We start from the raw sequence: 20,687 nt of genomic DNA on the forward strand, positions 1-20,687 counted from the left end.
TCCGCGGGCCTGCATCTGGACGCTGCAGACGGCCAGCCAGGCAGCCTGCATTTTCCGGAATGCGACCAGCTCGGGGCCCAGACCGGTGAAGACGGTGACGGACCGCTCGGCGGTGGGCCAACGCTGCGCCGCGCCGGCCAGGCCGTCATCCAGGGCGGACCGCAGGTCGAGGACGGCGACCTGCTCACGCATCTCCACGAATTGCACTGCCTGCACCTGGAGAATCGGTTCGTCGGGCAGGAGCTCGACCAACTGCTCGCGGGTCACCGTCTTCAGGTCGACTCCCGGCGGCAGGTCTGTGACCATCATCACTCCGGCCAACGCGAACCGTTCCCGCAGGGCTGCTTCGCTCTCGACATCCGGCACCTGACCGGACTGCGACAGTCGATCCTGTATCTCGCGCAGCTCGTGCGCCGCCCGGCCGAGCCGAGCCGCCTCCGTGGCCACCGACCGGAAGGTGTCGGCATGCTCGCCGCCCCGCCAAGACTCCGAATACGCCTCGAACAGCGCTGCTTCCAGCGCGTCGATCTGCCGCACTCGCTCGGTGTATCGGTCGGCCACGGCGAACATGGCCACATCGCCGTGCAGGTCCACAAACCGCGCCGCGGCCGAGTCCACTTCGTCTGAAAGAGATCCCTGCGTTTGCATTGTCGCCAGTTCCGCGATGAGCAGATGCGGGTCGGGGAAGCGCCGGCCCAGTATCCGCTCCAGCCGCTCATGCGCCTGCTGGTACGCAAAGTCCAGTTCCAGTCGCGCCGAGGAACTCGGGTTACCGAAATCCTCGATATCGAACGCCTGCAACAGGTTCGCCTGCATTTCCTCCGCCTGCCGCTCGGCGGTGCGCCGCATGCCGATCAGCGTCGAGTGCAGTCGACCCTCGGCGAACTCCGGTGAATCCTCCGGCGGCGGGGACGGCGGACCGTCCCCGGCACCGTCGCCCCTACCGCGACCGCCGGAATCCGGTGGCGGCCCGTCGCCGTCCCCGGCCGAGCCGTCGGATGTTCCCGCCGGGGTGTGCGCCCCCGGACCGTCGCCGGAGACCGACGCCACCACCCGCCCCGCACCGTCGAGGTGAACGACATTGCCGTGCCGGTCGATCACCAGGACCTCACACAGCCCCACAATCGGATGCCGGCGCAAGGCCGCAGCCAATTCGCGCGGCCCGACGGCACTGTCGGCCAGGGTGAGCACCACCCGGTCCGCGCCGCGCCGCGCCACCCGGCTGTGGAGCGCCTCGACATCCGCGGTCATCGGCGCAAGATGAGCGAAAGTCTCTCCTTCGATCCGGAGGCCGGCGTCGTGGTGTTCCACCCGGAAACCAGCCTGCGCCAATCTGTTCGCCGCGACGATCCCCTGCCGCAGCCGCCACCGCCCGATCGCATCGAGATCGGCGGAGATACCCGCCGCAACCCCCTCGGGGACCGCGGCCTGGTTCGGTCGATTCGAGGGACGGGTGTGTTCTGCTTGGCCGGCCTCGGTGACCGTGACCGGCCGTGCACCGAGGTTCTTGCGCGGGCCACGAGTCGCCTGTTCCTCGGCGCGGAACGGGACCTTCGCGGGATGGTCGTCGACGATAACGATGTGCACATCGCCCGCACCCTCGCCGGCCTTCTCGATCCAGGTGTTCACCTCCAGACCGCTGATCAGCCCGCCCGCGGCATTGTCGAACACCGCCACATCGCCGAGTCGAAGGTTGTTTTCCGGGAAGAGGTCCCGGATCCGCTCGGTCACCCGGACCACCGCGAAGGCGTGCGCCCCGACGGTCGCCTCGTCATCGGCGATCATCCCGGGGAACTCCATGCCGCCCGCGACCACCGCAGGTCCGTTCGATGCGCGCACCATCTCCACCACGGTCCGCAGCCCCGCACCGCCCTGGCCGACCGGTTCCTCGAGCCAGCCGGCTTTCAACCGGCGCGCGAAATCGACCTTGTCCATCCCGACCAGACCGATGCCGACATCGTGCGGATCGGCCGGATCCACCTGGATCGGCGCGAACGGCCCCAGTACATGCTGGATGAACTCCTGCACCAGCGGACCACAGTTGGCGGGCCCGGACACCAGATGGGCCGACAGCGGTCGGTAGCGTTCTTCGTCGGATTTCACCGCCTCGGAGCGGCTATCCGAATCGGCCCCGTCCCCGACACCGTCTGGAACCGGCTCTTGGTTGGCGTTGTTGCCACCCCGGCCACCCGGGAACTGCTTCTCCACCAGCATCAGTGGCAGGTTCGCCCAGCTGTCGAACCGGGTTGAATATCCGAATAGCCATTCCGGGAAAACCAACTTTCGGATCTCATGCACCACCCTCGCCCCGTCGCCGGTGGCAGTCCGGTGCAGGCCGTCGAGTACCGCGGTGATGACATCCGGCGCCACCCGGGACCGCATGCCGATGGCGTGCACCGCGGTCGGCAAATCTTTCCAACGCAGCAGCACCGCCGCGGTCAGGATCTGCGCCAGCTGCTCATGATCGGGATCCTTACGGGCCAGGACCTCGGCCACCTCTGTTTCCGACACGCCAGCGGCCGTGGCCACCACCTCGATGCCGGGGTGCAGCAAGGCATCTTCCGGTACCGCTTGTCGCGTCGGGTCCTGCAACTCCAGGTCGCGTCTGCGAGAAGCTGCCCGGATCCGTTGCAGCGCATCACCATCGGCCAGCAGCCCGACGGTGGCGGCCCGCACCGACCGCACCGACACCTGCGCTTCCTCGGCCACCGCGACCCACACGGGCAGTTGCGGTTGGCCAACCTCAGCAGAATCCGACTGCGGCTGGACAGCGACGATATCGGCCGTACCATCCCCGACTCCCTCGGGCGGCTCAGGCTGCTGTCCACGGTCAGTCGTGGCCATCGGGTCGACGAGCGCGCTCGCCTCGACCGGGTCGGACTGCCGGTCTTTCGGTACCGCAACAGGACCGAGCTGCACCGCGGGTATGCCGGCCAGCAATTGATTTACCCGTTCCAGTACCTTCGGAAGCACCGGATCCGAGGCAATCGACTGTTGCGGTACCGCGGGGAATCCGGACTCCTGTACTGCGTCTGTCACCTGGCGAGCTTCGGCGAGGATTCGAGTGAACTGCTGCCCCGTGACGACCGTTTCCCGGAAGTTTTGCCGGTCCATCCCAGCCCGGGTGGCCGCACTCACCGGCTCGCTCAGCTGCCGGCTCAGCCCATGCAAGCTGCTACGGCTATCGTCGGGCAGCTGCAACCGGGATATGCCCTCCGGGCTGAGTACGAAGGCAAATATTTTCCCGTGCAACGGTCCATACGGGATCGGCGGGAAGTCGCGCACGAGGATACCGTTGTTGTCGAGCACAATGCGATATCCGCCCAGCGAAACGATCAGATAACCGTGACCGTCATTGTTGCCGTAGCCTTCGGCTACACAGGTAATTCCCATGTCCGGCAGGGATTTCTGGAGTTCTTCGTAATTGTCGAACTCTTGCGGGAAGGCGCCCAGCGCTGCCATCAACTCGAAAGTGTAAGTACCCGACAGTGAGGTATCACGTTCCATCGGTACGATCTTGGAATTGCCGGTCAGCGCCAACGCTGCCCTGATCGTCATGGGACCACAGTAATTTTTGAACAGTTCTACCGAATCGACTGCTCCGGGCTCCGGCTCGAGTTGGTCCAACCGCTCTTCCAACGCCTGGTCGGCGCTTTCCACATCCCGGCTGGCTCGGATAAGCGCATTCTGCAGCTTTTCCGGCTCGGCAAGCGACGGTGGCGTCGGCACCGCGGTTGCCGCCTCCACTCGGGCAGACACGATGTAGTGCACCAACACCGCCCGCAATCTGGCTCGGTCGAGCTCGGCCAGCTCGGCAAGGTCCGCCGTGATCTGCTGATGCCGAACCAGCGCATCGCGCAGTTCCCGCATCCACCCGGCCCGCGGCTCATCCCCACCGGACAGCGTCGCAAGCGCGGCCAGAACCCCTTCACTGTCCTCCGGGCGCAGCAGCTGCTGTCGCCACCCGAGTTTGTCGGCACGTTGCCGAGCCCGCTGCCATTCATTACCGCGTTCGACATCGAGGGCATATATCCGTAGCGCCTGGGATGCGCGCTCCGGAGATACGACCGGTTCCAACGGGAACGGGAGGTTTCCGACCAGTTCGGCCGGGTGCAGCATGGCCCCGCCGTCGCGCGCAACGATCCCGTACAACTGCACGGCCTGCGGGCGATGCGGGAAATTCGGGTCGAATTCCTCATAGACCCCGTCCGAGGGATCACTCTTGATAATGATGCCCTTGTAATTGATGAGCGTGTAACGCTGCGGAAACTGGTAACTCTTGTCCACAACGGCGATCGAAGAACCCGCGGGCAGCGCCTTCAGTAATGCGTCCATTTCACCGTAGCCCGGCAAGTACTCCATGCGACCACGCAGCCGAGCCTGCAAGCGCTCATCCTGGATAATATCCTGCAGGTGATAATCCTGATCGAGCCCGGACCTGTCGCTATCCGGGAGACTGTTCTCGGCTGATTCCACCGCGGCGGGTCCGTACATATTCTTGAATGTGCGCACCACCGTGTAGGTGTTCAGCTCGTCGGCTGCTTCGCGATCGAACAGTTCCGGTTCGGCCAGGTCGACCAGACCTTCATCCAACGCCGTCGCGACCCGATTCACCTCGGCGTCGGCCTCCCGCAAGTTTTCGACGAACAGATCCAGTTCGGCCAGCTCGCCGGATTTATCCTGCCGCTGCACGGCATCCCAATCCCGGATTCCGTCCGCAAGCTGCTGCACCAGTGTGACATTCCGGCTCGCGGTTTCGGATTTGGTGTGGACATCGATGCCCAGTGCTCGGATTCTGTGTGCGAGGGTGCTTGCCCAGTAGGTACGCGCCAGCACCGCATCGTGCAGCTCGGCACTCACCGCGTCCAACCAGGCGTGTGCCTGTTGCAGGTAGTGGTAGCGATGCACGGCCTCGATGTGAGCGCGGCGCTGCTTGCTTCGGGCCTCGGCCGGATCACCCAGCGCGGCAACATGTTCGGCGACAGGACGGGTCGCGTCCAAGCGCAGCTTCGCCACCGCATCCCGGAATTTCTCGGCCGCATCGAGCCGCCACTTGTCCGCGCCCCGCTGCAGATCCGCCAACCGGCGGAGGGTCCATCTTCGGTAGTACCCGATTCCGTACTGACCGTCTTCATCCGACGGCCAACCACGGGCAAAAGGTGCCGCGAGCTTCCGTTCATAGTGATCACCGCGGCCCGGCAACTGTGACAATTGGATGTCCAGCCACCAGCGTATCCGCGGCAGCAAGGCCCCGAGGTCCTTGTCCGGGCCACGCTGTGCTGGAATCTGTCCCTTCGCCAATTGCTGAAGCGCTACACCGTCTTTACCGAACCCGGCCGCATGCAGGTGTTCCACCACGGCGCCGACATCGTGGCCCCACTGATCCACCGCTGTGCGCCCGACGACAAAGCCGTGTTCGTCGGCACCGGAGTAGGCATTGTCGTACACCACCACCTGACCGCGGTACTTCTTCAGATGTGAGTAACGGTCGATCAGCTTCTGGTTCACCTCGACCACCAAGACCGCATGCCCCAGGGCGTGGTCGCCTTCCAACGCCAACGCCATCATGCCCACACCACCGCTGCGGTCCCGGACCCGGGCAATCACCTCGGCCAGCCCCAACCGTCCCGGCCGCAGCGCCTGCGGCAACCAGTCCGCAGCCAACCCCTGCGCGAACCGGGTGCCGGACATCCCGGCCTGCACCACATCCGGATCCTGCGGCGACATCGGGTGCATCAGCGCCGCCTGCTCCGGCGCCACCCAGATCTCCGCCACCCCCTGCACCAGGGCAGCGCAGTTGTTCTCCACCGGAGGGTTATCGAAGTAGTCGTAGGCCGCCACGCCAGGATCTACGTCGGGCACCGCTACCGGCTCGTCGGACGGCGAACTGCCACCCCTCGATTCGTCATCGGCACCCAATTGTTTGGCTGGAAGCTCCGATAACTCCCGCCCGACCTCGGCAGTCGGGTCCGAATGGTCCGGATCGGAATCCATGGCGAAGGTCTGAATGTCCTCCGGCGGGATGGGGCTGGGCACCACCACCCGGCGTGCCGGGGCAATCTCGCCGTGGGGGTCGTAGACGATCGACCGCGTCTGATAGACGCCCGGCCGCCGCTGTACTTCCTCGTCCCAGACCACGGAGGATTCTGCTTTGGAAAGCTCTTGCAGCTCACCGGATTCCAAGACTCGGTAGATCTTGTTGTCGATGTTCCTCATTACATAGATCGCGGCCTGGAAGCCGACGCGTCCATCGGTAAAGCTCACGTCCGCGACCAGTGCGGACGCGCCGGGCCCCAGATCGCGAAGTTTTTGGGCCACTGATTGCCGGTGACCCAACTTGGTGTCATCGGCGGCGGAGGCCGCAGAAATGATGTCACGCAGGGTCCTGGCACCGCCGGCCGACAGCGGCTCCAGAACATCGCGGCGGTATCGGTCGCGCAGGATCTCGGCGACTCGAACGGGCGAGCCAACGAGCGACGAATCCAGCGGATGCGGCGGCAAATGAATCGGCACATCGTCGGGAATGTGGGGAACACGCCCGGTGGCGGCGTATTCGCGAATCGCCCACTGCGGGGAACCCACCATCCCGCCGAACGTCTCCCCCTGTTCCATGCCCTCGGCCAGCGCCTCGGGCGGATTGAGGATAGTGATGAACGCCGGGGTTTTCGAATCCGGATCCCAAGCGATGGTGAAGGAATATCCGGACAGCAGCGAGAACCAGTCCAGACGCGATATTCCCGTGCGCTTCTCCACGATCGAGTGCACGGCGATCAGCACATCCTCCAGATCGTGGCTCAGACCCAAATCCCGGCCCAACGCCTTGCCCCAGATAAAGTCGAGCACGTGCGTGGCCTCGTGCAGGACGACGTTGTAAAAACCTCGGCCGGTGCCGTAGCCGTGAAAGCCGGTCTCAGCACTGTTACTCATAACCCGGGCAACCTCGTCCGGGTGGGCCGCCTGCCACCGGTCGAGCCTGATGACGTATGGCCCGTCCTCGAGGGGTTCGGCCTCACCCCACCGATCCGACTTCCACGTGTACTCGAAGCACATCTCGAGGGGATGGCCTGTGAGATCGGGGAGCCGCGTGAGCATGGTCGCCAAGCCGCGCAAGGCGTCACGGACCGCGCCGACATCGACATCGGCGTGCTCGTGGCCAGTGACCGTCAGTTCCGGGCACCGTCGCGGGAGTTTGTCGAGAAACTCCCGGACCAGGGTTGCCTTCGCCTCGGCGGCCAAATGAGGGTGCTGGCGAGCCAGATCCACAATCATGCGCTCGCGCTCGCGGAGATCGGCGATGAATCGGTCCCGTTCGGCCAAGTCCGGCGGCGGGTAAGTCCGACCTTCCCCTCGCTCGAGCCGTTCTACGGCCGCGTGCACACCGTCGAACTCCCGGCCGAGCGCAGCGCTGACCTCGCGGTCGAGCCGTTCGTCGGCCAGCGGAGCGAGCTCGGGGTGCCTTCCTACCAGCTCCGCGATGCGGCGCTCGCGCGTCTGGGGGTCGACTAGGAAATGCGCGGAGGCCAGCGCTTCCTCGGGTGTCTGCGAACCATGCAGCTCCAGCTGCCGGAAAGCGGTCATGACCCGCTGGTACGAAGCGGCCATGGCCTTCTGGTATTCGGAACCCGGCCGACCATTTTCCACGAACTCTATCCGCAGCGTCGCCGCACACCGCCACATCTCGGCGACGAGCCGACGCGGGACACCATGGTCCAACCATTGTTCGCCGTTCGGGGTGTCGGCCCGGAACCGCGCGGTGTAGCGGCTGTCCGCGGCCCCGGTCACAACGTCCACCAGGCCGCGAAGCAATCCGGCCGGCGAATCGGGATCGGGCGGATCCGCGGCCAGACGACGACGGTATTCCGCCTCGTCCATATCCCGGTACAGCTCCATGCCCTTGTAAAAGCTCAGATCCCGGAATCGCCAAGGGGCAAAACCCCATCGCACGGTGTCGACGGCGGCCTGAGCCATGGCGCGCGCCCCCTCAGCCCACGGCGCGAGGTCCGGGTCTTGCTCGCCGGTCCCCAGCATGCGCGTAAGCGCGCCTGCCGCCATTTGCTCGATGCGGTTCGCGATGTGCGCGCCGGTCAAGTCCTCGCTGTCGGTGGCGTCGCGAATGAACTTGCTGCCGTCCGGGAACTCGGCCAACTCCACCCTGACGGCACCCGACTCGCCGAGCACAGTGACTACCGGCTCACCGGACCTGATCGCCGCATCCAGCCGTCTCGCAAACGACAACGTTCTGTCCCCGGTACCGACCGCAGTCGGGTGGCCATCGACACCGTTGACCGGTGTGCCCATCGCGGACGGCCCTTCCTTGCGCGGACCGTGTGGTGTGCCGTCCGCTTTGAGTCGCCCGTTACCTCCGCGCCGGGCACCGGAGCCCGCCGGGACGGCCGCGCCGTCCACGTTCGACCGGCGGGAGTCGCGACCATCCGCGGCATCCGGCGCAGGAGGGTCGTCCGACACGGCTCCGATCAGCTTGTCCGAAAGCTCCCGCACCGGCACGACTTCACAGTCGAGCCCGACCTCCGCGCTGCCGGCATCGAAACCGAAGAAGAGCACCCGATCCTCTCCCGCGGCCATATCCCGCAACCGCGCCACAGCACCTTCACCGACAAACTCCCGCGAGTGACCATCGACCTTCTCCCCCAACCGGAGTTCGTTGTCGCTGCCGAAGAACAATGCGAACGCATCCGCAAACGGACGACCATCCCGCTCCACGGCGCCGAATACCGCACCACTGCGACCGAGCTCCGCATCGAATGGCGCCACCGCACCTATAACCTGATCGACCGAACCACTCCGCCATACCGTCCCGAACAACTCCGCAACATCCCCGAAAGTCGCGCCGTCCAACCGCGCGGAACCACCCAGCTTCCGAACTACCTGCGACCGATCCAACCTTTCGCCCCCAGGCAGACCCCGTTGCATCCACATTTCGAAAGTCGCAGACGGCCGGTCCGCGACAGCAACATCACCGCGTTCGGCACTCGCCGGTGCCGGCGCCTCCTGGACCCGGTCGATCCGGATTTCGACCTCACCGGCGGTCAGCGACAGACCGGCCCGGTCGACGGTGAGTACGACATGTCGAATCTGGTGGCCCGCAAACTCCGGATGGGCGGTGACCACAGCGTCGCGCACCGCATTCAGACGCGGCTCGGTACTGAAGACCAGCAGCACGTCCGGCTGTCCAGCCCCGGTTTCCGCGACCAGAGCATGGTCGTCGACCTGTCGAGCCCGCGCCGGATCCAGTCCCGCCCGCCTGCAGGCATCCGCCACCAATGCGGCATCCGCCATGGTGCGCCGGGACATTTCGGCATCCACCAGCTCCTGGGCCCGGTGCCGGTCGGCGACCAACTCGGCCAGCCGCAGCTGCGACCGGATGCGGTCCTGCCGCTGCGCCAACTTCCATTGCCGCTGCGCCTCCCCCAGGGCCTCCGGTGGGCTGAAGAAACCGAGGGCGGCGTCGAAGGTGAGCCCGAGGACCTCCGACTCGGTCACCCCCAGTTCGGTGGCCATTGCCGCCCGCTCCGCTTCCGCTTGCTCCCGTAGCGCGACCAGCTCTGGGGTATTCGAGTGGAGCTGTGCTGGATCGCCCGGAATCTCGAGTCGCCCAGCCAGAACACGGATTTCATAGCCGAGTATGGCGATCCGCGCATCCACGAAGCCGAGCTTCAGGTGGGTGTTTTCCACCCCGTCCCACATCCGGAACCAGCGCACCGGCACTGCCGGCTCCGAGGCAGGCACGCCGTGCTGCGCCGTTAATGCCTGATGCTGGTCGAGCACCTGAGTCAGGTCCGTTGCCACCGCAATGGTGGCGGCGATGTCAGCCCGATCATCGCGGCCGCTTAGCCCCGACCGCCCCGACACGAGTGCGGTGTCCAACTGCTCGAGCGGGATTCCGAGTTCGATCGCCATCGCGCTGCGGCGGGCGGCCTGCCGGTCGAGCAGCAAGGCGATCGCCGCACGCACCGGCATCCGTGGCACGTCGGCCGCCGCCGAGCTGTTGCCATCCATCGCCAGTATGCGCAGCAGGTCGTCGCGTTGGTTCTCCAGCTCCGCGAACTGTGCGGCTACCTCGGTAGGCAGTTCCACCGCGGTGGTGTCGGCATCGGAGTACCGCAACGGCTCGATCCGTCCTGGGCCGTACACCAGGTCGCGGACGGACTGCAGGTCCGGCTCGGGCCGGAATAGCGCGGCATCCAGTTCCGCCCGCGCGGTCACCGACAGCGGATGGTGCGCCGTGCCGCCCGGATCGAACAGGAAGGCTTCAGTCGCGATGGCCAGATGAGCGTCACGGTGCGGGGCACCATAGATCTCGCCAGTGCGCAGGTCGACGACCATGATCCGGCCCCGGCGGTTGGTCAGCGTATAACTGGCGCTGCCGCGATTGTGACGGTCGGTCACCACCATGGTGGCGCCGTCCGGCAGCAGCGCCGGGATCCGGTCGTGGGCGTCCGAGATGTTCCGCGGCCGCGCCCCGAGTGCGGCGGCCATGGCATGACCCGCGTTGTCCCCCTGCTCCGACTCACGGTAGTAGCGAATTTCGGGGTTGCCGGTCAACGCCGCGGCCGCTATTACCGCCGCCGAGTGGCCGACAATGGCGCGCGGCGAATAGTCTGGCGCGGCCGCGGGCAGCGTCGCGATGGTATTGGCGATGTCGGCATCGAGTTCCCGGATCTCGGCGTCGAGGCGGACCAGCTCCTCCACCTGCTCGGCCACTCGCGCCAGCCCGTCCGCCTGGGGAGTGCCTTCCGTCAGGGTGCGCAGCTGCGAAAGCTGTTGCAGGGTCAGCCTTCTCGGGTTCAACCCGAGCTCGCCGGTCAATTCCCGATAGGCCAGGGTGACCGCGCAGGAGTTCACCAGCAGCCGGGTCCGCTGCGTGAGATCCGCCTGCAGTTCACTGAGCCACGGGTCGAGCTCGCCGGTGCGCCGCACCTGCTGCGCGGCGGCAGTGTAGAACTGTTCGACTTCATCGCCCCGCCGATGATTGGCCGGCGCACCCCCCTGCGTGGCGAAGTACTCCGGGACGAACCGCGACCCGCCGATCTGATAGACCGGGCCATCGGCGTCGAACACCACTGCGTCGACGGTCTCGACTGTCTCGTCCGGCGTGAACTCCTCGACCACACCTCGGTCCCGGTCGATCTTGATGATCACACCATCCCGATTGGTCAGCACATACCGGCGACGGCTCCATCCGGACGAATCCGATACGAACGCCGACGCGCCAGGCCCCTTGGCACGGAGCTCCCGGGCCAGGAAGTCGTGGTTCGGGTACTGCAGCAACTCCCCGCGCAGGCTCGCGGCGGCGGCGAAGGTCGAGGGCAGGTCGACATCGCCGTCCAGGCGGGAGACCTTCTCATCCCCGTACAGATCGGCCATGGTCTGCACGGCCGCGATGGCATCACCATTCTCTACCGGGGCGCTGGTGCCGGACCGAATCCCCAACAGCAGCAAGGTCGCATCGATCCGGCGATCGATGGAGGCCACCTGCTCCGCGGCCGCGTCCCGGAGCCACCCCGGCGGCTGCTGCGCCTGGTCCAGCACCGCGTCCAGATGCTCCCGCCCCAGCTTCCGCAGCTGCTCGAACAGCAGCTCGGGTGCCTCGATACTCCTCAGCTCGCCCAGCAGCGTGATGTTGTCGTGCCCGCGTTCCACCAGCTCGGCGGTCGGTGTGGTCGGATCCCAGTCGAGCCCGAGCACCACGTCGTGCCGCCGCTGACGCAACCGCTCAAATGCCAGATCCGCGGCGTGGAGGGCCCGGGTCAGCTCCACCAGCCGCGGATCGCCGGCCGGTTCGGAGGGAGTGACAACGTCGCCATTGCCGGGATCCCGGTCCTGCGACGGTGGCTGATAGTCGGCCGTGCCGTCCGCTACGCCGCCGATCGCCGCTGCCGGGGCGTCGCCGCGGGCGATAACTTCGGCGCGGTCGCGCTTTCCGTTGAACGGCACCTCGGCGGTGCCGTCGGTCTTGATGACGATGCCGTGCACCTGGGTGATGCCCCAGTTCTTACGCTCCTGCAACCAGCGCTCGATGGCCTCCGGGGTGTCCCAGACCCGGTCCACGCCCCGGATCTTTTCCCGGATTACGGTCTGGCCCTTCTTGTCGCGTTCGATCGAGAACGCATGCGCGCCGACCTTGCCGAATGACATTGCCCCGGCGATGAATCCGGCCTCACCATCCTTCACCATCTTCAACGCCGAACGCAGACCGGTAATGCCGGCCCCGAACCCACCCTTGTGCCAGTCCGCGTTCAGGGCCCGAACCATGTCGATTTCCAGGACACCGTGGAGTTCCACCTCACGGGTGTCCTCCAGCGCAGGAGTATCCGGCCTACTCCCGGTCTGCCGCTCGATGTAGTCCATTCCCGCATCGGTCACCATCGGAGCGCAGTTCATCGCACCACGCAGCTGCTCGGGAATCACCCCGGTCGTCGCACGCTGATACGCGACCGTGTCCTGTGCCACGGGGGCGGCACCGGCCCGGCGTCGAATGGCCCGCTGCAGTTCCCGGTCGGCGGGATCGGTCTTCAGCAGGTCTGCCAGTTTGCCGACCGCGCGCTGCCGCAGCCTGGCGATATTCCGGGGGTCATTGTCTCCTGTTTCTGCCGCGACCTCCCTGTCCGACCATCCTTGTATGTATCGTTTGACCACGTGAGCCTGGTCGGGCGCGAGCCGGGCAAGGCAGTCCAGCAGATCATCCGGATGGTCGGTCAACGCCTCGACGACGACAGCAGCCTTGTCACTGCCCGGCCGCCAGACCCGCACGCTCGCAAGATCCTCAGCAAACTTCGCTGCTACTCGGGCCTCATAGTCACGTACCTGCGCTTCGGAGATACCCAGCTCGGCAGCCGTCGCCCCAACCGAATGCCGCCGCCCCGGCCGCTGCCGATCCAGTCGCCGCCGCAGAATCTGCTCGCGAATATCGGACTGCAGACCAGTCCGCGCGCGCCGCAAGCGCTCCGCGCTCAACCCGTGCAGCGAATCGAGCAGTTTCCAAGCTTCCGCGGCGCTGACCCAAGCGGCTTTGGGCTCCTCACCGAATAGTTCGACCGATCGACGTACAGCCTTGTCTTGCAATGTTTCCGCTGGCAGCAGGTCCCGGATTGCGCGGTGTCGTGACGTCGAGATATTGGTCTGGTCGTACTGCAGTTCGGCCGCCACCTCGAGGATCGGCCTGTCCCGCAAGTACATCTCGATCACGGTTCGCTTGGTCGGGGTGAGCCGCTCGAGCGCATCTCGGACGGCGTCGGGGTCGCGACGCACCGCCGCCACCAAGCGCGCATCGTCAGCACTGATAGGCATGCAGAATCCGCCGATTTCGGCGGCCAGCCTCGCCAGCGCTCGGATTTCCCGGTCTTCGACCCGCTGTCGCGTGATGCCCAGCTCGGTGGCGGTCTCAGCGACCGAGCGGCCTGACTGAATCCTCAGCCGGGCGATTTTGCGCGTTCTGCCATCAAGCGGCTCGTTCATGGCACGTCCCAGCCTTGGCCGGTCGACCTGGTCCAATGCCCTGATCAGGCTTCGGGCTTGGTCGGGAGTGACCCAGATGGCATCCGGCTCAGCACCGAGCAATGCGGCGGACTGTCGGACAGCACGGTCTCGCAGGGTGCCAATCACCGCGGCGGCCGGATCGGCCGCGAAGGCGGCCGGATCGGCAGCCTGTGCCGCCGCAATGAGCTCGGCCGCACCACGATCGCCGACGCCATCCACCTCGAGCAGCTCGACGGCCCGACGGATGGCCGCGGCCCGCTGTGTTCGGCCGGCATCGCTACCCGGAAGCCGCGCCCTCAGGAACGACTTCAGAGCCACCCGCTCCTCGGTCGTCAACGACCGCAGTGAACTCCAGAACCGGTCAGAGTTGTCCCCATGTGCCGCAACAACCGCCGCGGCCGCGCTGAACAGATCCGGGTCCATTCTCCGGTTCGCCCACACCACTGCCAGGGCGGGATACTTTCGCGCGGTGATTATTTCGACCAAGGCAGTCAGCGCGCGCTTCTCCATGACAGGGAAGACATCGTCCGACCGGCCCATGGCCTCGGCGACCGTCGCGGGTGATTCCCCATCCCGGAAACGGCGCAACAGCAGTTGCTGCTGATGTGGTTCCAGTCGCTGGAACGCCTCGTTCAGTTCGTCCGTACCGGCCGCCGCCAACTCCGCTGCTTCCAGGCTCCCTGCCCGTCCCGATATGCCGTCGAACGCCGCCAACGTCCTCTCGCGAAACTGGGCCGCGCGCTCGCCGGGAGTGTCCGGATTCGCCGACGGCGGCCCGGCACGGGGGGCGGCGTTATCGGCGGGCAGGCCGCCGATCGGCACCGCCGGGGCGGCATGACCGATGACTTCGGCGCGGTTGCGCTCCGGGTCGTACCGCGTCCAGGCCTGGCCGTCGTCGCCGATGACGATGCCGTACACCTCGTCTATGCCCCATTCGGCGCGTTCGGCCAGCCACTGTCCGATCTGCTGCGCCCCGGTCCAGGTGTATTCCTCATCGTCGATGGTTTCCCGGACCACGATGTCACCGGAGGCGGTGCGCTCGATCGAGAAGGCGTGCGCACCCTTGTCACCGAATACCATTGCCCCGGCGACGAATCCGGCCTCGTTGTTGGGGTCGGTGACCAGCGCGAGCGCTTCGCGCAGACCGGCGACACCGTAGCCGAGGCCGCCTTCCTCCCACTCCGCGTTCAGGGCGCGCACCAGTTCGACTTCCGCGACACCGTGCGTCCGGATACGTCCCGTCTCCTCCAATACCGGGAGATTCAGCTTCCGCTCGGATACCCGTTCGATATATGCCTGGCCGTCCCGTGCCACCGCGACCGTGCAATTCAGCACCCGCCGCAGCTGTGGCGGAATCGTGCCCGGTTCCGGACGGACCGACGGGAGCTCTTGTGCCAGAGCGGTGTCCAGCACCGTGTCGTGGTGGGCGAATGACGGAGTTTCCCTGGCGCGGCGGCGCGCTTCGGCGAGAGTTTCCAGCCGAGCGGCATGGCTGTCGAAATCCCCTAGTCGCGCCTGCCTGCGCTGGTGTTCGGCGGCGGCCTCGCTCAGCTCGGCCAGGCTCCGCAAGCGTTGCGCCTCTGTGCTGTTCGCGTCGAGCGCGGCAGCCACTACCCGGTACTGGTCGGCGTCCATGGCCTGCAGCAGGTTCGGCAGCCCGTCGGTGTCAGCTGGGAAGCGCTGCAGGTGCTCGCGGTACCAGTCGTCGAACCGGCGCTGCGCTGTGATGTTCTCGGCATAGGCGGTCCGGGCTGCCACCAGCAGCGCGTCGATTCGGGCCACCTGGGCCGCATTGCCGGTAGCGGCCGCTTCGGCGCGCACCCTGGCCAGTTCGGCGCGCAGCTTCAGACGCGTACCCGCCCCGGTGTCCGGGCGCTGGTATCCGGTGTCGGCGGCGACCTGCTCCGTCGGCTGCGCCGCCATCAGCTCGGGCAATTCCCCTATGCCGTCGTCTATTTCGCTATTGAGGAGGTCTTTGCGTGCCTCGAGTTCCTCGATCTCGACATTGGCCGCGACCATGTCGCCGAGGATCCGTCGCCGTTCGCCGGACGCCTGGTCGCGCAGCTCGCGCAGGCCGGCCGAACGTTCGCGGTAGGAATCCCACGCCCCCATATCCACGTCGTCGAGTTGGACGGCCAGGCCGCCAAGGCGGCGCAGCGGGGCGTCGAACTTCTGCCAGAGCGAATCGCGTTCCGCGACCTTGGCGCCGAGGGTGTCTGCCGCCGACCGCAATCGGTGGTAGCGCTCGTCCCAGTGTCGATAGGCGACCTGGGCCGCATGCGTCTCGGGACCGGACTGGTCACGCTGCGGGGCGCCGCCCCGCAGCGTGACCACCTGACGGTGCCAGTAGGCCTCGCGCAGCGCGGTTTCCAGCGCATTGAGGAGCCGCACCCGGGCTTCAGTGTCGACGTACCTCTGCGCCGGGGTGAATACGGCGTCGAAGGATCGCAACGTCCTGGCAATGCGGGTCGCTTCGAGATTGTCGACAGTAGGAAGATTGTCGCTGCGGGGCGACAATCTCAGCCAGCGCTGCTCGACCTCGGCCGGAGTCAAGTCGGACGCCGTGACATCCCCCAGTTGCGTGGCGAGTGCCTCAGCCAGCTTTTCCCGGAAGGTGCGCAGCCGCGCCACCTCGGCGGCAGACATACCGTACGGATCGAAGGTAATTTCCAGGTCGCCGTGGCGGAAATGCGTGACGCCTATCCGCGCCAGAGCAGCGTCTGCCATATCCCGCTGCTCGGCTGCTTCGTGGCGGACCAGTACCAGCGCGTCGGGCAGTGGGCTCCCGGAACCGTCCAAATGATTCCCCGCAGCCTGCAAACCGATCTTCAACGTGAAGTTCAGTCCCGCCAGGTCGTCGGAGGCGAGGGTGAATGTTGTTTCGGCGTGCCGGATCTGCCGGGCCAGGTCCTCCAGGCGCACGGCTTCGGTCAGCAGATCGCGGTAGTACGCCTCGATGAGCCTTCCTTGCCGGTAGCGCTCATCGGCATAGGCGAGGGCCGCCACCAACCCGTCGATCTGGCGAATCCGTGTCAGCGACACGTCCAATCGCGAGACCAGCGTCAACAGGTCATAGAGAGCACGGAATATCTGCTCGGCCGCAGCCGGCAGCGGGTCCTTGTCGGTCTGCTCGGCCAGCATCTCGAGCACTTGCTTCACCACGGGCTCGTCAGCGAGGTCGTACGACCTCACCTCGGGGAAGTGGGCGGCCAGTTCCCGCTGGGCGACGCGATAACGCTCGCGCCAGTCTCGGAGTGTCCCCGTACGCTCATCCAGCAGCTCGTCCACGTTCACACGCGACCCGAGCTCCTGCTCGAGTTCGCGCAACTTCTGCTCGAGTTCGGCGCGTAACCGTGGGGCCCGGTCTGCGGCGTCGGCACGTATCTGCGCCAACGTCTCGCCCAGTTGCGGCGGGCTGTCCGGCGGCGGGACCGGCGGGCCGGGGTCTTCGGGCTGCGGGGCTTGTTCCCGGCCGATGCGGGTGCTCGACTTGTCCCTACCGATCACGCCGTTGTTCTCGGTGTACGTGGTGCCCGGTTCGCCGTTGGCCTTGCGGATCAGGGCGGAGGTGTGGGTGACGGCGGGTCGCGGTTGGCCCCAGACGTATTCGGACTCCACCATGACGGTGGTCGGACGCTGCAACGCATCGGAGGTGGCAGTGTCCGGGACCCAGCGGCGCTCGATGACGATATCCCTACCGAGCTCGTCGCGGCCGATATATTCCAGTTCGTAGACGTGCGCGCCCACCACGTTCGGATCGACCTCGATGCCGACGCCAACGTCGTCGCGGTGCCGATACTGCTCGATCACCGCGGCCTTCGCGCCGGGGAACTTGCCTGCGATCAGCTTCTTGGCGATCTTGTCAGTGGCCGTGTCGTCCCCCGGCTCGAATGGACTCTCCGGCGGAAAGCCGTATTTTTCCCACCCGATCTGGACCTCGCCGCTGAGTTCGTCGGCGGTGCGGCCGGCCAGTCTGCCACGGGCCAGTCGTGCAGCGGCCACCTCGGCCACGTCCCGGCCGGTCCAGCCGGCGATGATGTAGTCGGTGCAGTCCGCGGGCAGCCCCTCCAGCGCCTGCTCCAGCAGCGGCCGCAGCCGCTTGTAGCTCGGCCTCCGATAGTCGGCCACCGCCTCGGCGTTCGGCGGCCGGATCGCACCGACGTCGTGGAGGATCCTCTCGGCCCGCGGATCCGCCAGCGCAGCAATGGCAACGGTTTGACCGCCGCCGCTGTGGAAGACCGCAACCGTGAGCGGCTCGCCCGCACCTCGCACCTGATCGTGGTAATGCTGCTGGGTCGACAGCCATCCGGTGACATCATCGACCAGCTGCCTGCCGGCCTGTCCAGCCCCGGTAGCCAGCGGCGCCGACCACATCACGGTCGCGGCGTGCCAACCGTATGCCGCGACCGACTCGGTCCTGAATTGATCCGCAGCCGGACCCAAGTCGGCGGTCGCCGCCTGTGAGCTGGTGGTGGCGTGCACCGAGATGGCATCGGCGGTGTCGATATCGCCGAAGGCGACCACCGACGCATCCGCCGACAGCAGATGCACCGGCGGATGGCCGGGCAGTCGCGCCGCCATCTCCTCGGCCGCGGTCAATACCGCCACCGCCCGCCGCACCCGGGACAGCTCCGCATGCTGCGCCTGTGTGCGCTGCGCAAACGGCACGGCGGTGATCTCGGCCTGCTGGATGGCAAGGTCATAGCGGAACATCCGGTTACGCCAGCGGGCCGGGATACCCGCCAGATCGACTATCCCAGCGGGGATTCCGCCCTGGACTGCGGCCCAGCGTTCCTCGGCGCTCAACTCAGCCCAACCTGCTGCGATACTGTCGGCCCGGCGCACCCGCTGCCAGATCCGTTGTGCGCGTGCGGGTGCCCCAGGCGGCGGTGGATCCGGCAACACCGGGCGCTGCGACACCGCGGCCAGGGCCTGGGCGATATCGCGGGCCACCACATCGATCTGCTTCTGAACTGCGGAGATCTCCTCGACGAGCTGGAACATGGTATCGAGGCGCCGCAGTTGCTCGAATTCTCGGTGCGCGACAGTTTCTCCCGACCCGAGCAGTTCGGCCAGCTGCCGAACATCCGCGCTGGTCACATCGTTTGCGATGGTCAGATCAGCAGGCAGCGTGACGTCGTGCAGCTCCGCCGGGCGGATCCGCCCGAACCGGTCACGCACCCGCAGCCACTGCTGCCTGCGTTGCTCACGCAGTTCCGTCCGCCACTCCGCGCGCGGCCCCAGCGTCTCGAGGTCCACCGTGCTTGCGGCCATGGCATACAACTGCGCCTCGAGCGGCTCCAACTTGTCCCAAGCCGCGAGTTGCTCGGTGGCCAAACCCTCCAGCCCGGGCGACAGATCTTCCATCCCGTGCGCCAGCCGGTCCAGCCGGGTGAATTCCGCATCGGCATTGCCGAATTCCTGAGCCGCCTCGACCAGCGCGTGCAGTCCGCGGTACCGCTCGGTGTCACCGGCCCCCTGCCGGAACAGTTCGGTGCGCCGGGCCCGCAGCTCATCCAGCGTGAACCTGCCCGGATCCATCAGGGCCGCATCACCATCGAACCGAGCCGCATGGACTCGGCTCAACCGGGTGAATCGGCTCCACACCGCGTCGCGTCGGGCCGATTCCTCGCCCAGCCTGCGATTCAGGGTGTCGATACCGGTGATGCGGCGGTCGTAGTCGGTGAGCCGGCGCTCGTTCTTCAGCCGCGCGTCGATATCCACCAACTGTCGGCCGAGCTCCGGGTCCGCGTCGGGTTGCGCCGCATAGACCTCGACCAGCTCGACAACCGCGTCTGGGGTCAGCGGTTCCGGGTTCCCGATACGTCCCAGCAGATCGTCGACATCCATCAACCGCTGTCCGAGCTCCGTGTCCAGACCGCGCTGCGCCGACCTGGCCCGAACCAATCGCGCGACCACGGTCGGGCGCAGCTCGCTCGGGTACCGGATGCCCAGGTCTCGAACGAAATCCTGCTGCAGGAACACCCGCGCCAACTGGTCCCGCACCCCGTCCCAGTACAGCACCTGTTGGCGGGTGAACTCCCCGACCAAGCTGCTGCGCAGACCACGCAGCCGGACGACCTCGCCATGTCTCAGCGCACCGGCTTGTTCGAGGTCCGGGTACAGGCGTCGACGCTCCTGCGCGTACTGGTCTCGCAGCCGGCCGAGGCTGAGCAGATGCCGACGCCGCGACTCGGAACGCCCGACCGCGAAGTCGTCGTTGGCCCGCGGCCGGGTATCGGCCCCTTCCCAGCCCGGCAGCGGCGCGGCATGCCCGGTGTTGTCCAGGAACAGCGCCTTCACACCCGGACCGCCCGGAGTGTCCGGTCCCGGCGCGAAATTGGCGCGCAGCTCGCCCTTCCCGGGATCGCGCAGCTCGATGCGCACGGTGCCGTCCGGGTTCACCCGCCGCACCAGCCAGCGCACGTGCCCCATATCGCCGTTCGGACCCGGCTCGAACACCATGACCGCGACACCGTCGCCCCTGCCGCCTGGAATGCCTCGGTCCGGGTTCGGAGGGGAAATCCCGTCCAGCTCCGCGCCCCACTGCTTCAGCCGAGTGACCGTCTCACCGATGCCACCCAGCCAGTCCGCCTGCCCGCCGATCTGCGCCTCGATCTCGGAGACCGGCATCCCCGCCAGCGGAGCCGCCCGGCGCACCCGAATATCGGTGCGGCCGAACACTTCCCGGATATCACCGAGCACCATCGGGCCGCACTGGTTGCCCAGATGCGACCAATCGGGCATGGCATACCGGGCCAGGCCGTCCTCGGTGATCGGCACCGGACCGGCGACCGGAACAGGCTGGCCCAACAAAACTTTCATCCGCCGCAGCCAGCGGCGCGCGAAGCCCCCGCTGGTCGATTCCGCCGTGTCGGCGACAACATCCAATGCGGCACGTTGGCGTATCCAGGAGGCGTAGATCTGTGCTGCCTCCGCCCCCCTCCCGGTCGCCAATTGCCATGCCGCGATTCGCCCCGGACCCAGCAAAGACGAGTTCGGGTCGAACCGGTACATTCCGCCTTCGGCGGTAGCTTCGTTCGGATTCAGTTCGAGAGACCGATCCGCATTTTGGAATGCGTACCGCGGAAGCTGTGCCTGCCAGTCCGTGAACTCCATACCAAGAGGGAGCGAGCTCTGCGCGTCGTAATACGCGTAGGATTCTTGTAGCGCAGCCGAAAAGCCATCCT

General features: G+C 66.8%; 1 protein-coding gene (running past both ends of the window). It reads right to left on the reverse strand.

The whole window is internal to a LacI family DNA-binding transcriptional regulator gene (locus tag OHB12_RS11255; RefSeq protein ID WP_327118739.1) on the reverse strand: the coding sequence, 51,921 nt in all, runs 14,520 nt past the left edge and 16,714 nt past the right edge, and what appears here is coding positions 16,715-37,401, spanning codon 5,572 (partial) through codon 12,467 (complete); the first complete codon in reading order (the gene reads right to left) occupies positions 20,683-20,685. Both the start codon and the stop codon lie outside the window.

This window comes from Nocardia sp. NBC_01730 (assembly GCF_035920445.1).
Taxonomy (GTDB): Bacteria; Actinomycetota; Actinomycetes; order Mycobacteriales; family Mycobacteriaceae; genus Nocardia.